Origin of the sequence: Paralimibaculum aggregatum (genome assembly GCF_030270585.1) — a bacterium.
GTDB lineage: Bacteria > Pseudomonadota > Alphaproteobacteria > Rhodobacterales > Rhodobacteraceae > Thermohalobaculum > Thermohalobaculum aggregatum.
On the sequence record NZ_BSYI01000020.1, the window covers coordinates 42,642 to 55,604 of the forward strand.

The 12,963-nt window shown below is 71.9% G+C and carries 13 protein-coding genes; 7 read left to right on the forward strand and 6 right to left on the reverse strand.

All coding sequences use genetic code 11. From position 1 onward, the window contains the following. The first annotated feature begins 1 nt into the window (after window position 1). The 4 genes from QSJ97_RS13495 (at window position 2) to QSJ97_RS13510 (ending at window position 4,376) form a co-directional block, all read left to right on the forward strand. Window positions 2-1,129 (forward strand): acyl-CoA dehydrogenase family protein, encoded by a 1,128-nt coding sequence (locus QSJ97_RS13495; RefSeq protein WP_285672301.1) that lies wholly within the window; start codon window positions 2-4, stop codon window positions 1,127-1,129. 20 nt (window positions 1,130-1,149) lie between these two features. Further along, the gene (locus QSJ97_RS13500; RefSeq protein ID WP_285672302.1) at window positions 1,150-2,103 is read left to right on the forward strand and encodes an ABC transporter transmembrane domain-containing protein; all 954 of its coding nucleotides are present in this window, start codon (window positions 1,150-1,152) and stop codon (window positions 2,101-2,103) included. Window positions 2,104-2,246: 143 nt separating this feature from the next. Next, entirely contained in the window at window positions 2,247-3,611 is a 1,365-nt protein-coding gene (locus QSJ97_RS13505) for a glutamine synthetase family protein (protein WP_285672303.1), read from the forward strand. 21 nt (window positions 3,612-3,632) lie between these two features. After that, a complete protein-coding gene (locus QSJ97_RS13510; RefSeq protein ID WP_285672304.1) occupies window positions 3,633-4,376 on the forward strand; it encodes a sulfotransferase-like domain-containing protein in 744 nt (247 codons plus the stop codon). On the opposite strand, the gene QSJ97_RS13515 is transcribed toward QSJ97_RS13510, so the two are convergent. Beyond that, window positions 4,368-5,324 (reverse strand): aminotransferase class IV, encoded by a 957-nt coding sequence (locus QSJ97_RS13515; RefSeq protein ID WP_285672305.1) that lies wholly within the window; start codon window positions 5,322-5,324, stop codon window positions 4,368-4,370. The two genes, QSJ97_RS13510 and QSJ97_RS13515, sit on opposite strands and share 9 nt — an antisense overlap. 156 nt (window positions 5,325-5,480) lie before the next feature. On the opposite strand from QSJ97_RS13515, the gene QSJ97_RS13520 reads away from it, so the two are divergent. After that, on the forward strand, window positions 5,481-6,671 hold the full coding sequence (locus tag QSJ97_RS13520) for an APC family permease (protein WP_285672306.1): 1,191 nt from the start codon (window positions 5,481-5,483) through the stop codon (window positions 6,669-6,671). A gap of 5 nt (window positions 6,672-6,676) precedes the next feature. Here the strand turns inward: QSJ97_RS13520 and QSJ97_RS13525 are convergent, their stop codons facing one another. From QSJ97_RS13525 to QSJ97_RS13535, 3 genes are all read right to left on the reverse strand, one after another. Beyond that, window positions 6,677-8,284 (reverse strand): MFS transporter, encoded by a 1,608-nt coding sequence (locus QSJ97_RS13525; RefSeq protein ID WP_285672307.1) that lies wholly within the window; start codon window positions 8,282-8,284, stop codon window positions 6,677-6,679. Window positions 8,285-8,432: 148 nt separating this feature from the next. Beyond that, on the reverse strand, window positions 8,433-8,843 hold the full coding sequence (locus QSJ97_RS13530; RefSeq protein WP_285672308.1) for a universal stress protein: 411 nt from the start codon (window positions 8,841-8,843) through the stop codon (window positions 8,433-8,435). A gap of 139 nt (window positions 8,844-8,982) precedes the next feature. Beyond that, entirely contained in the window at window positions 8,983-9,579 is a 597-nt protein-coding gene (locus QSJ97_RS13535) for a TetR/AcrR family transcriptional regulator (RefSeq protein WP_285672309.1), read from the reverse strand. A gap of 89 nt (window positions 9,580-9,668) precedes the next feature. Between QSJ97_RS13535 and QSJ97_RS13540 the strand changes: the two genes are divergently transcribed. Both QSJ97_RS13540 and QSJ97_RS13545 read left to right on the forward strand, forming a co-directional pair. Beyond that, the gene (locus QSJ97_RS13540) at window positions 9,669-10,508 is read left to right on the forward strand and encodes an NAD(P)H-binding protein (protein ID WP_285672310.1); all 840 of its coding nucleotides are present in this window, start codon (window positions 9,669-9,671) and stop codon (window positions 10,506-10,508) included. A gap of 21 nt (window positions 10,509-10,529) precedes the next feature. Further along, window positions 10,530-10,949 carry a DUF4345 family protein gene (locus QSJ97_RS13545; RefSeq protein WP_285672311.1) on the forward strand — a complete coding sequence of 140 codons (420 nt, stop codon included), beginning with the start codon at window positions 10,530-10,532 and terminating at the stop codon, window positions 10,947-10,949. Here QSJ97_RS13545 and QSJ97_RS13550 read toward each other — a convergent pair. Both QSJ97_RS13550 and QSJ97_RS13555 read right to left on the reverse strand, forming a co-directional pair. Next, window positions 10,906-12,456: a TRAP transporter large permease gene (locus QSJ97_RS13550; protein ID WP_285672312.1), complete on the reverse strand. Its 1,551-nt coding sequence runs from the start codon at window positions 12,454-12,456 to the stop codon at window positions 10,906-10,908. The two genes, QSJ97_RS13545 and QSJ97_RS13550, sit on opposite strands and share 44 nt — an antisense overlap. Next, window positions 12,453-12,956 carry a TRAP transporter small permease subunit gene (locus tag QSJ97_RS13555; protein ID WP_285672313.1) on the reverse strand — a complete coding sequence of 168 codons (504 nt, stop codon included), beginning with the start codon at window positions 12,954-12,956 and terminating at the stop codon, window positions 12,453-12,455. Before QSJ97_RS13555 ends, QSJ97_RS13550 begins: the two co-directional genes overlap by 4 nt. Window positions 12,957-12,963: the final 7 nt, after the last annotated feature.

Below are 12,963 nucleotides of genomic sequence, written 5' to 3' on the forward strand. Positions count from 1 at the left end.
GATGGAGTTCACACTTTCCGAGGAGCGTCGGATGCTGGCGGAGACCGCGGCGCGCTACCTGCGCGAGCGCTATCCGCTGGAGCTGCGCCATGCCAATGCGGCGCGGGCGGAGGGCTTCTCGCCGGCGCAGTGGCGGGAGATGGCCGAGCTCGGCCTGGTGGCGGCGCTGCTGCCGCCGGAGGCCGGCGGGCTCGGCGGGGCGGGCGCCGACATCGCGCTGGTCTTCGAGCATCTCGGGCGGGCGCTGGTGGTCGAGCCCTTCCTGGCCACCGGCGTGCTCGGGGCGACACCGCTCTGGCGCCTCGGGGGGCCGGAGGCAGGCGCGCTGCTCGAGAGCGCGGCGGCGGGAGCTACCTTGCTGGCACTGGCGCATGGCGAGCCGGAGGGGCGGTATGCGCCGGCCCATGTCGCCACCACCGCCCGGGAAGGCGCCGCGGGCTGGCGGCTCGCCGGGCGCAAGGCGGTGGTGCTCAATGGCGATGCGGCGGCGCGGCTGGTGGTCTCGGCACGGGTTTCCGGGGCGCTGACCGACGAGGACGGGCTGGCGCTCTTTCTGGTGGAGGCCGGGGCGCCCGGCCTGACGCGCCGCGGCTATGGCACCGTCGAGGGTGGCCGGGCCGCCGAGATCACGCTGGAGGACTGCCCCGCCGCGCCGCTCGGCGCTCCCGGCACCGCGTTCCCGGTGATCGAGGAGGTGCTGGCGCGGGCCTGCCTCGCGCTCTCCGCCGAGGTGCTGGGCCTTGCCGAAACGGCAAAGGGCATCACCCTTGAGCACATGCGCACGCGAAAACAGTTCGGCCGGCCCATCGGGCAGTTCCAGGCCCTGCAGCACCGGATGGTCGAGATGGTGCTGGAGATCGAGCAGCTCCGCTCGGCCGTGATGCTGGCGGCGGCCCGGCTGGGCGCCCCGCGGCGCGAGCGCGAACGGGCGGTCTCGGCGGCGAAGAACCTCGCCGGCCGGGTCGGCCGGCTGGTGGCGGAGGAGTGCATCCAGATCCATGGCGGCATCGGCATGACCTGGGAGCACGCCCTGCCCCACTATGCCAAGCGGCTGGTGATGATCGACCACCTCTTCGGCGACAGCGACCACCATCTCGCCCGCTTCCGCGATCTCGGCATGGCCGGCTAGGCAGCGGAGCGGCACGCCCCATGTTCAACATCCCGCCGCGGGAGATCCCGCGCACCGGCGACGACAGCCCGGTCGCCAGCCTCTGGGCCTATGTGCTGCGGATGACCGGGCGGCACCAGCTCGCGGCCTGCCTCGCGGCGGTGGCGATCGCGGTGCTCGGCCTCGCGCCGATCGAGCTGCAGCGGCGGATGATCGACGACGCGATCTCGGTGGGCGACGCGCGGATGCTGGTGACGCTGGCGGCGGTCTATGCCGCGGTGGTGGTGGTGCACAAACTGGCGAAATGGCTGTTCGGGCTCTACCAGGGCTGGCTCGGCGAGAGCGCCGTGCTCTACACCCGCCGCCATCTCCTCGGGCTCTACCGGGCGCGGGCTGCGGAACGCGGCGCCCGGCCCGGCGAGGCGGTGAGCGTCATCAATGCCGAGGTCGACAAGCTCGGCAGCTTCGTCGGCCAGGGGCCGAGCCAGGCGGCGGCCAATGCGGCGATGCTGCTCTCGGTGCTGGCCTACATGCTGGCGGTGGAGCCGCGGATCGCGCTGCTCGGGCTCGGCCTGCTGGTGCCGCAGCTGCTGCTGGTGCCGCTGATCCAGCGGAAGCTGAACGCGCTGACCGAGGAACGCCTCGGCATGCTGCGCGAGCTCGGCGACAGCATAGCCGACGAGAGCGCCAACGGCAGCGGCCCTGACCCGGAGGGCGAGCGCCGCCTCGACGCGATCTATGACAACCGCATCCGCTTCCTGTGCTGGAAGCATCTGATGAAGGCATTGCTCAACCTGCTGAACCAGCTCGCGCCGCTCGGCGTGCTGGTCTGGGCCGGCTGGCTGGTGATCGAGGGCGAGACCACGGTTGGCGTGGTGGTGGCCTTCCTCTCGGGCTTCGAGCGGATCTCCGGCCCGGCGCGCGAGCTGATCGCGCTCTACCGCACGGCGCAGCAGGCCGCGGTGCAGCACCGCATGATCGGCGCCTGGATGTGAGCGCTTCGGCCGCTGCCATGGCTTGCATGGGCGGCAACGATCCTCTCTATCATCGCAGGCAGACACGCGGCACGCCGGGCATCTCCCGCAGCGGCGCACTCCGGAACGGCAGGAACGGCAGGAACGGCAGGAAGGGCAGATCCATGAGCGGCTTGATGACATTCGACAGCCTGAAGGCGGCGGTGGCGGAGGGGCGGATCGACACCGTGCTCACCTGCATCGTCGACATGCAGGGCCGGCTCATGGGCAAGCGCTTCGTCGGGCATCATTTCGTCGAGAGCGCCTGGGAGGAGACCCATTGCTGCAACTACCTGCTGGCAACGGATCTCGAGATGGCGACGCCGGACGGCTATGCCGCGACGAGCTGGGCCGCCGGCTATGGCGACTACGTGATGAAGCCGGACCTCGCCACGATCCGCCCGCTGCCCTGGCTCGAGGGCACCGCGCTGGTGCTCTGCGACGTGCTCGACCATCACAGCCATGCGCCGGTGCCGCATTCGCCCCGGCAGGTGCTGCAGGCGCAGGTGGCGCGGGCCGAGGCGATGGGCTTCACCCCGGTGATGGCGACGGAGCTCGAATTCTTCCTCTTCGAGCAGAACCTGCGCGAGATCGCCGCCGGCGGCTTCCGCGAGCTGCGCCCGATCTCGGACTACAACGAGGACTACCACATCTTCCAGACCACCAAGGAAGAGGCGGTGATGCGCCCGCTGCGCAACCATCTCCATGCCGCGGGCGTGCCGGTGGAGAACACCAAGGGCGAGGCCGAGGCCGGGCAGGAGGAGCTCAACATCCGCTATGGCCCGGCGCTCGATGCCGCCGACCATCACACCATCGCCAAGCACGCGGTCAAGGAGATCGCCTGGGCGCAGGGGCATTCGGCGAGCTTCCTCGCGAAATGGGCGGCCGACCGGGTGGGCAGCTCCTCGCATGTGCACCAGTCGCTGTGGCGGGACGGGGCGAACGTCTTCTTCGACGAAGCGGCGCCGCACGGCATGTCGGAGACCATGCGCCACTACATGGCCGGGCAGATCCGTTATGCCCGCGACCTGACCTTCTTCCTCGCGCCCTATGTCAACAGCTACAAGCGGTTCCGCGCCGGCTCCTTCGCGCCGACCAAGACCGCCTGGTCGGTCGACAACCGTACCGCGGGCTTCCGCCTCTGCGGCGAAGGCACCAGGGCGGTGCGCTCGGAATGCCGGATCGGCGGGTCGGATCTCAACCCCTATCTCGCGCTCGCGGCGCTGCTCGCGGCCGGGCTCGCCGGGATCGAGGAGCAGCTCGACCTCGGCCCCGCGACCACCGGCGATGTCTACGGGAACCGCGACGTGCCGGAGGTGCCGCGCACCCTGCGCGCCGCCACCGAGACGCTGCGCGGCTCGGCGATGCTGCGCGCCGCCATGGGCGATGCGGTGATCGATCACTACACCCGCTGCGCCGAATGGGAGCAGGAGGAGTTCGACATCGCGGTCACCGACTGGGAGATCGCCCGCGGTTTCGAGCGGGCCTGAGCCGGCAGGGGGGAAAGACAGATGCGGATCGTGATGTGGTCTGGGCCGCGGAACCTCTCCACGGCGATGATGCGCAGCTTCGGCGCGCGGGCCGATACGGATGTCGTCGACGAGCCCTTCTATGCCGCCTATCTCGCGATCACCGGGCTTGACCACCCGATGCGCGCGGAGATCCTCGCCGCCGGCGAGACCGACTGGCGCCGGGTCGCGGCGCGGCTCTCCGAGGCGCCGCCGCCGGGGCGCCTGCGCTACGAGAAGCACATGGCGCACCACATGGTGCCCCAGATCGATCTCGGCTGGATCGCCGGGGCGAAGGTCGCCTTCCTGATCCGCGATCCGCGCGAGGTGGCGGCGAGCTATGCCGCCAAGCGCGAGGCCTTCACGCTCGACGATCTCGGCATCGACCGGCAGGCGGAGCTGTTCGCGGCCTGCACCGAGATGCTCGGCACGGCCCCGCCGGTGGTGGATGCCGCCGATATCCGCCGCGCGCCGGAGCCGGTTCTGCGCGCGCTCTGCGCGGCGCTCGGGATCGGCTTCGACCCGGCGATGCTGGCCTGGGAGCCGGGGCCGCGGGAGACCGACGGCATCTGGGCGCCGCACTGGTACGCCGCGGTGAACCGCTCCACCGGCTTCGCGCCGCCGCCCGCCCGGCCGGGCCCGCCGGCATCGCCGGAGCCGGAGATCGCGGCGATGCTGGCGCCGGCGATGGAGAGCTACCGCGCGCTCTCGGCGCGGGCCCTGCGCGGCGAGGAAACCTCAGCCTGAGGCCGCCCCGGCGGCCTCGACCTCGCGCCGGATCAGCGCCTTGTAGAGCTCGCGGATGCGCCGCGTCACCGGGCCGGCGCCGCCGCTGCCGATCGGCCTGCCGTCGATCTCCGCCACCGGGGTCTGCGCGCCGAAGGTGCCGGTGACGAAGGCCTCCCCGGCGCCATAGGCATCGACCAGCGAGAAGTTGCGCTCGAAGACTGGAATGCCGTGCTCGCGGCAGAGGTCGATCACCTTCTGCCGGGTGATCCCGTTCATGCAGTAGTCCCCCGTGGAGGTCCAGACCTCGCCCCGGCGGACGATGAAGAAGTTGCAGGCATTGGTCGTGTTGACGAAGCCGAAGGGGTCGAGCATCAGCGCCTCGTCGGCGCCGGCCTGCACCGCGTGGTTGAGCGCGATGATGCAGTTCAGCTTGGAATGCGAGTTGAGCTTGGCGTCCTGGGTGAGCGGCAGCCCGCGGTGATGCGGCACGGTGTGCAGACGGATGCCACGCTGGCCGAGATCCTCGCGCGGCCGGGAATGCTCGGCGATGATCACCACGGTCGGGCCGTAGATGCTGAGATGCGGGTGCTGGAACGGCTTGCGCTTGCGCCCGCGGGTGACCATCAGGCGGATGTGCACGTCGGTCGTCATGCCGTTGGCCGCGAGGGTGTCGAACACCGCCCGTGTCAGCTCGGCGCGCGACATGCCGATATCCAGCGCGATATAGACGGCGGCCTCGTAGAGCCGGTCGAGATGCTCGGCCAGGAAGGGGATCGTGCCGTCATGCAGCCGCAGCCCCTCCCAGACGCCGTCGCCCAGCATGAAGCCGCTGTCATAGACCGAGACCACGGCTTCGCGGCGATGCCGGAGCTCGCCGTCGACATAGATCAGGATGTCCTCGTTGCGGGCATCCTCCTCGGCCTCGTGGGTGGAGACATGCGTATCCGTCTTGGGGGCGTCGATCATGGCTACTCCGCTTGATGGCGAGGCCCGGCAGACAGGGCGGACCCCTGCCCGAGCGCTAGCAAGCGCGGTGATCTCGATCAAGGCGCAGCGCCGCCCGGCCGGTATGCTGGGCAGATGGAAACAGCAGCCCGAGACGCAGGGAACGGGGCACCGGGCGTGCCGACGCTGAGCCGCCGGCTCGGCGTGACGCTGCTCACGCTCTATGGCGTCGGGGTCATGGTCGGCGCCGGGATCTACGTGCTGATCGGCCAGATCGCCGGGCTCGCCGGGCCGCTGACGCCGCTCGCCTTCGTCGTCGCCGGGCTGGTGGCCGGGCTCTCGGCCTGGTCCTTCGCCGAGCTCTCGGCGCGGGTGCCGGAGAGCGCCGGCGAGGCGGCCTATGCCGAGGAGGCCTTCGGCCAGCCCTGGCTCTCGATGCTGGTCGGGTTCGGGGTGATCGCGGTCGGGCTGATCTCGGCGGCGGCGATCCTGAAGGGCGGCGCGGGCTATGTGCTGGGGCTGGTGGAGCTGCCGCGCCGGCCGCTCGAGCTCGGCATCCTGGCGGTGCTGGGGCTGATCGCCGGCGCCGGCGTGATCGCCTCGGTCTCGGTCGCGGCGGCGCTGACGGTGATCGAGATCGTCGGGCTGCTGGTGGTGGCGGCGGCGGGGCTGGCCGCCCCCGCGGCGCTGTCGCTCGGCGAGATCGGCGGGGCGGCGCTGGCGCCCGGGCCGGGGCTGGCGGTGATCCTGCCGGCGGCGCTGCTCGCCTTCTTCGCCTTCGTCGGCTTCGAGGACATGGTGAACATGGCCGAGGAGACCGTCGAGCCGGCGCGCACCATGCCGCGGGCGATCTTCCTTGCGGTGGCGATCACCACGCTGCTCTACGGGCTGATCGCGGCGGCGGCGCTGCATGCGGTGGCGATCCCCGAGCTGGCGGCGAGCGAGCGGCCGCTGGCGCTGGTGTTCGCCGCCGGCACCGGGTTCAGCGACCGGCCGATCATCGCGGTGGCGATCCTCGCCACGCTGAACGGCGTGCTGGTGCAGATCGTGATGGCGGCCCGGGTGCTCTACGGGCTCGGGCGGCGGCGCCGGCGGCTCGCCTGGTTCTCGGCGCTGAACCCGCGGCTGCGCACGCCGCTGCGCGCGACCGCGGTGGCGGTGGCGGTGGTCGCCCTGCTCACCCTCGCCGCCCCGATCGAGACGCTGGCGGCGACGACCTCCTCGATGCTGCTCTGCATCTTCAGCGTGGTGAACGCGGCGCTGCTGGTGCTGAAACGGCGCGGCCCGCCGCCGCCGGGGGCGCCGAACGCGCCGGTCGCGGTGCCGGTGCTCGGCATCCTCAGCTCGCTGGCGCTGCTGCTGCTCTGAGCCGCTCAGTCGGCGGTGCGGTAGCGCGAGAGCTGCACCACGAGGATCGCCCCGAGCGGCGCCACCACCCCGATCAGCGCCACCACGACCAGCAGCATGCCGAGCGCGGAATAGTCCGCCGCCACGGTCTCGGTCTCCCGCGTCACGACGAAGACGGCGTTGAGATGCTTGGTCAGCAGGCTCGAGGCGGAGAGCGCGAGATTGGTGAAGGAGGCCATCACCGCGAAGAAGGTCGCCTTCAGCTCCACCGGCGCGTTGCGCGCGATCCAGGCCAGCATCGGAATCATCGCGACCTGGCCGAGCGGCGATTCGATCGCCGTGTCGAGGATCGCGATGAAGCGGGCATCGACGATGCCGGCGGTATGCGCCGCGGTCCATTCGTGCAGGCCGTAGTAGAGCCCGATATTCGGCAGCGACAGCACGCCGCCGACCAGCGTCAGCAGCGCCACGATCCTGGCGATCGACCAGGTCGCCATCAGCGGCCGCAGCACCACCATGCCGAACAGCGTCAGGCAGGAGGTGACCAGCGACAGCACCGAGAGGAAGCGCTCGTCGAAGCGCAGCACGTCGATCTCGAACCAGGTCAGCCCCGGCCCCGGCAGCGGCACCGCGCGGAAGACGAAGATGATCGCCGCGGTGCCAACCAGCGCCCGGGCGCGCTCCACCGGCAGCACCCGGGTCAGCCGGCCGATCAGGAACAGCACCACGCCGAGCGTGGCGGCAAAGACCAGCTCGGCCGAATAGGGGATCTCCGAGGTGCCGAGCCCCAGCGACAGCACGACGAAGGCGCCGCCGCCGGCGAAGATCGCCCAGTCCGGCCGGGTCCGCTCGGCCGGGGCATAGACCAGCGCATCGACCCGCGCCTCGGCCAGGCCGGCGGCCCGCAGCGCCGCCGCCCGGCGCCGGCCCAGCACCGCGGCGACCGCGACGCCGGTCACCGAGAGCACCGGGATGGCGAGCGCGATCAGGTAGATGTCGGCATAGGTTCCGGCCTTCTCGGCGGCGCTCATCTCCGCCACGTCGTCGAACATGAAGATGTTGAGCGCCGCCACGCCGACCAGCCCCGAGATGATCGCGAAGCGCCCGAGCGTCTGCATGGTGGTGTGGGCGCGCTTGCTCTCGGCCTCGCCGATCGGGTTGCCCTCGCGGTCGTGCTCCGGCACCGCCTCCACGGTCATCGCATCGGCGACGACGTCCTGCACCACATAGCCGCTCGGTGCCAGCAGCACGCTGGTCACGTACCAGACCTCGACCGGCAGCACCGCCGCCATCGCCGCGCGCTCGGCGATCAGCCCGTACATGATCAGGAGGCTGGCCGCGATCAGCGCGGCGCCGAGCAGCACCAGCGCCGCCTTGCGCCGCCAGATCAGGTCGACCAGATGGCCGAGCGGCATCTTCAGCACCCAGGGCAGGCCCGCCCAGAAGGTCAGCCCGGCGAGAAAGCTCGCGTCGAGATCGAGATGGTCCTTCACGAAGAAGGCGCCGACCACCGAGGTCAGCCCCGCCACCCCGGCGGCGAAATAGACCATCAGCGGCGGCAGGAACGACCAGCGCATCTCGCGCGCGAGGTCGACGAAGGTCCGCTCGATCCAGCCGCCGACAGCCCTGGCCATGCTCTCCCTCCGCTCCGGCCCGCCTGCCCGCATTGAGACCGGCGGCCGGCCGGGATGCAAGTGCCGGCGGCCCGCGCCCCGGCATCCGCGCCCGCGCCGCGGCGGGAGCGTGGCAGACGCTCGCACCGGGCAGCGGCGCGCCGCGCCCTCAGCGCAGCACGTGCACCGAGCAGGGCGCGTGGCGCACCACATGCGCCGCCGTCGAGCCGAAGAACACGTCCTGGAACTCCGGCCGGTGCGAGCGCATCACGATGCAGTCGATCCCGTGCGTCTCGGCATAGTCCACGATGCTGCGCCCGCCATGGCCGCCCTGCAGCGCCGTCCGCGGCGCGCCATCGAAGCGGGCGGCGACGCCGGCGAGCATGTCATGCGCATCCGTCCGGCTGCGCTCCAGCACCTCGGGCGGGATATGCACCAGGGCCATCTGCGGGATCTCCTCGATCACGTGCAGCAGGGTGACGGCGGCGCCGTCGCCCTGCAGCGCCGCGGCGATGGCGAGCACGCGGTCGGTTTCGGTGCCGTGATCCTCGGCGATGGGGATGAGGAGATTGTTGTACATCGCGACCTCTTGCTGGCGGCCCGAGCCGGCAGCGGCACCGGGCCTGCGGGTTGCGGAGCCGGACGCCGGGGCGCCGCCGCTCCATTCCCCCCGAGGCTAGGCGCGCCGCGCCGGGATGTCCTTGCGTTGGGTCAAGCCGTCAGCCCGGCGGCGGCGCCAGCATCGCCTGCCGCGCCAGCGCCCCGATCCGCCGGAGATAGAGCTCCTGCGACCAGCCGCAGACCCGGGTCAGGTGCTCCCAGTTGTGTACTGAAAGGATGGCGGAGAGCAGGTCGGTCGCCTCCTCCACCGACTGCCCCGGCGCGAGCCGCCCGTCCCGCGCCAGCGCCGCCACTGCCGCGTGGCAGCCCTCGCGGATCGCCGCCAGCCGGCCCTCCCAGGCGGCCCGCGCCGCCGCATCGGTCCGGCCGAGGGCGATCAGCGCCCGCGCGACGCCGTGGATCTCGGGAATGTAGCCGCCCCAGGCCGCGACGAAGGCATCGAGCCGGGCCTCGCCGCTCCCTGCCGCCCGGCTCGCCGCGAGCCGCGCATCGACCCCCTTCACCGCGTCGACATGCCGGGTCACCGCCACCAGCAGCTCGGCGCGCGTCGGGAAATGCAGATAGACCGCCTGCCGGCTCACCCCCGCCGCCCTGGCGATGTCGGACATGCGCACCTCGCCGCCCTCCGGCGCCTCGAGCAGTTCCCAGGCCGCATCGAGAATGCGGCGCCTGGTTTCGGATCCCTCTCTTGACACCGTGTAAACCTCCGCTTATTTGACACCGTGTAAATTGTCACGATGTCAAGCGCCCGGCAAGCCCCCGCGCGCCGCAAGGGAGAGACCCGATGGACCATCTCGACGAGCCCCGTCCGATCCTCGTGATCGGCGCCACCGGCAAGACCGGCAGCCGCATCGCCCGCAGGCTGGCGGAGGCCGGGCACCCGGTGCGCCGCGGCGCGCGCGGCAGCGCCATCCCCTTCGACTGGGAGCGCCCGGAGACCTGGGCGGCGGCGCTTGCCGGCTGCCGCGCGGCCTATGTCTCCTATTTCCCCGACCTCGCCTTCCCCGGCGCGGCCGAGAAGATCGCGGCGCTGACGGTGGCGGCGCGGGCCGCGGGGATCGAGCGCCTGGTGCTGCTCTCCGGCCGCGGCGAGCATCATGCCGAGCGCTGCGAGGAGATCGTCCGGCAGAGCGGCCTCGGCTTCACCCTCCTGCGCTGCGCCTGGTTCGCGCAGAACTTCAGCGAGGGCTATCTGCACGCGCCGGTGCTGGCGGGGGAGATCGCGCTGCCCGGCGGGCAGGTGCGCGAGCCGATCGTCGATGTCGAGGACGTGGCGGAAGTCGCGGTCGCGGCGCTCACCGGGGAGGGCCATGACGGCGCGCTCTACGAGCTCACCGGCCCGCAGCTCCTGGGTTTTGCCGAGGCCGCGGCGGCGCTCTCGGCGGCGCTCGGGCGCGAGATCGCCTGGCGCCCGATCAGCCTCGCCGATTTCCATGCCGCGCTGCTGCCGCTCGGCGGCGCGATGGTGGCGGAGGTCTTCACCGGGATCGCCCGCGAGACGCTCGACGGCCGCAACCAGTGGCTCGGCGACGGGGTGCAGCGCGCCCTCGGCCGCCCGCCACGCAGCTTCGCCGCATTCGCCCGCGCCGCCGCCGAGACCGGCGCCTGGTCCGACGCCGCCTGACCCCCGAACGGAGAAACCGAGATGAGAATGCCAGACCTCCTCGCCGCCACCCTGTTCCTCGGCGGCGGCATCGCCGTCGGCATCGGCGGGGCCCTCCTGCTCGCGCCGCAGGGCTTCCAGGCCACCCAGGGCATCGCGCTCGGCGCCGACCCGGCGCTGCTGAGCGAGACCCGCGCCGGCGGCGGCGGGCTGCTCGCCATGGGGCTGCTGATGCTGGCCGGGGCGTTCCGCCCGGCCCTCGCCCACGGCGCCGGCACGGTGGCCGCCGGGGTCTATCTCGGCTATGGCCTCGCGCGCTGCATCGGCATGGCGCTCGACGGCTGGCCGGGGGACGGGCTCGCCATGGCCGCCGCGGCGGAGCTTGCCATCGGCGCGGCGGTGCTCGCGGCGCTCCGGCTCAGAACACCAGCCGCGGCAGCCATGTCGCGATCGCCGGCATGAGCCCGATCAGCCCGATGCCGCAGATCTGCAGCAGGATGAACGGCACCACGCCGGCATAGATCTGCCCCGTCGAGATCTCCTTCGGCGCCGCCCCGCGCAGATAGAACAGCGAGAAGCCGAAGGGCGGCGTGAGGAAGGAGGTCTGCAGGTTGATCGCGATCAGCACCGAGAGCCAGAGCGGGTCATGCCCCATCAGGATCAGCGCGGGCGCCACCAGCGGCAGCACGATCACGGTGATCTCGACGAAATCGAGGAAGAAGCCGAGCACGAAGATCAGCAGCATGCAGAACAGCAGCGCCCCGGTGGCGCCACCCGGCATCGCCTCGATGATCGCGCCGATGGTGTCCTCGCCGCCGAGCCCGACGAAGACCAGCGAGAACACGCTGGCGGTGAGGATGGTGGCGAAGATCATCGCGGTGACGGTCATCGTCGAGGTCAGCGCCGGCACCAGCACCCCGCCCCGCCAGGCGCGCCACAGCGCCGCGCCCACCGCCACGAGGGCGAGCGCCGCGCAGGCCGCGTAGAGCAGGCCGAGCGCCAGCTCCGGCGCCCCGGCATCGCTGCGCTGCAGCCGCACCGGCGCCAGCCCCGCCATCACCGCGACGAAGATCAGCGCCCCGGCCCCCGCGAGGATCAGCCAGGGCGTCACCCCCTGGCGCCGGCCGGCCATCAGGATCGCGCCGATGGCGCCCACCGAGGCCGCCTCGGTCGGCGTCGCCACCCCGCCGAGGATCGCCCCCAGCACCGCGACGATCAGCAGGATCGGCGGCACCACCGCGCCGAGGATCTCGAGCGGCGCGGGCGTCGCCTCGAGCCGCTCCAGCGCCGGCGCATCGCCCGGCCTGAGCGCGCCGCGCACGGCGATGTAGAGGATGTAGATCGCCACCAGCGCCAGCCCCGGCATCAGCGCGCTGGCAAAGAGCTGGCCGACGGAGATCGTGTCGATGGTGAACTTGCCCTCGGCATACTGCGCCTGCTGGTAGGCGCTCGACATCACGTCGGACAGGATGATCAGCAGCGTCGAGGGCGGGATGATCTGGCCGAGCGTGCCGGCGGTGCAGACGAGGCCGGAGGCCAGCCGCGGGTCGTAGCCGGCGCGCAGCATGGTGGGCAGCGCGATCATCCCCATGGCGATCACCGTGGCGCCGACGATCCCGGTGGAGGCCGCCAGCAGCGCCCCGACCAGCACCACCGAGATGCCGAGCCCGCCGCGCATCCGCCCGAACAGCCGCCCCATGGTCTCGAGCAGCTCCTCGGCGATGCGGCTCTTCTCCAGCACCGTGCCCATCAGCACGAAGAGCGGGATCGCGATCAGCACGTCGTTGGTCAGCACGCCATAGACCCGCTGGCCGAGCGCGCCGAGCAGCGCGATGTCCATCTGCCCGCTGGCCCAGCCGAGATAGGCGAAGGCGATGGCGACGCCCGAGATGCTGAAGGAGACCGGGAAGCCGAGCAGGATGCAGCCGATCAGCGCGGCAAACATGATGAGGTCGAGATGCGCGATCATGCCGCCGGCTCCCCGAGCCGCAGCAGCGCGCGCAGCAGGCAGGCCAGCGACTGCACCAGCAGCAGCACGCAGAACGCCGGGATCAGCGATTTCAGCAGGAACACCGCCGGGATGCCGCCCACCGAGATCGGCCCCTCGAGCACCGCCCAGGCGTTCACCACCGAGGGCCAGGACCAGTAGAGCAGCGCCAGCATCGAGGGCGCCAGCAGGAAGACATGGCCGAAGGCGTCGATCAGCGCGCGCCGCCGCGCCGGCGCCCGGGCATAGAAGATGTCGACCCGGACATGACCGTCGACCAGCAGCGTGTAGCCCGCGCCGAGCATGAACAGCATGGCATGGCCGTAGAGCACGCTCTCGTTCACCGCGATCGAGCTCACCCCGAAGACATAGCGCAGCAGCACCACGGCGAACTGCACCAGCACCATGGCGAGGGCCAGCCAGCGCACCGTGCGGCCGACCGCCAGATTGATCCTGTCGAGCAGATCGGCGAGGCGCGCCATGGCCGTC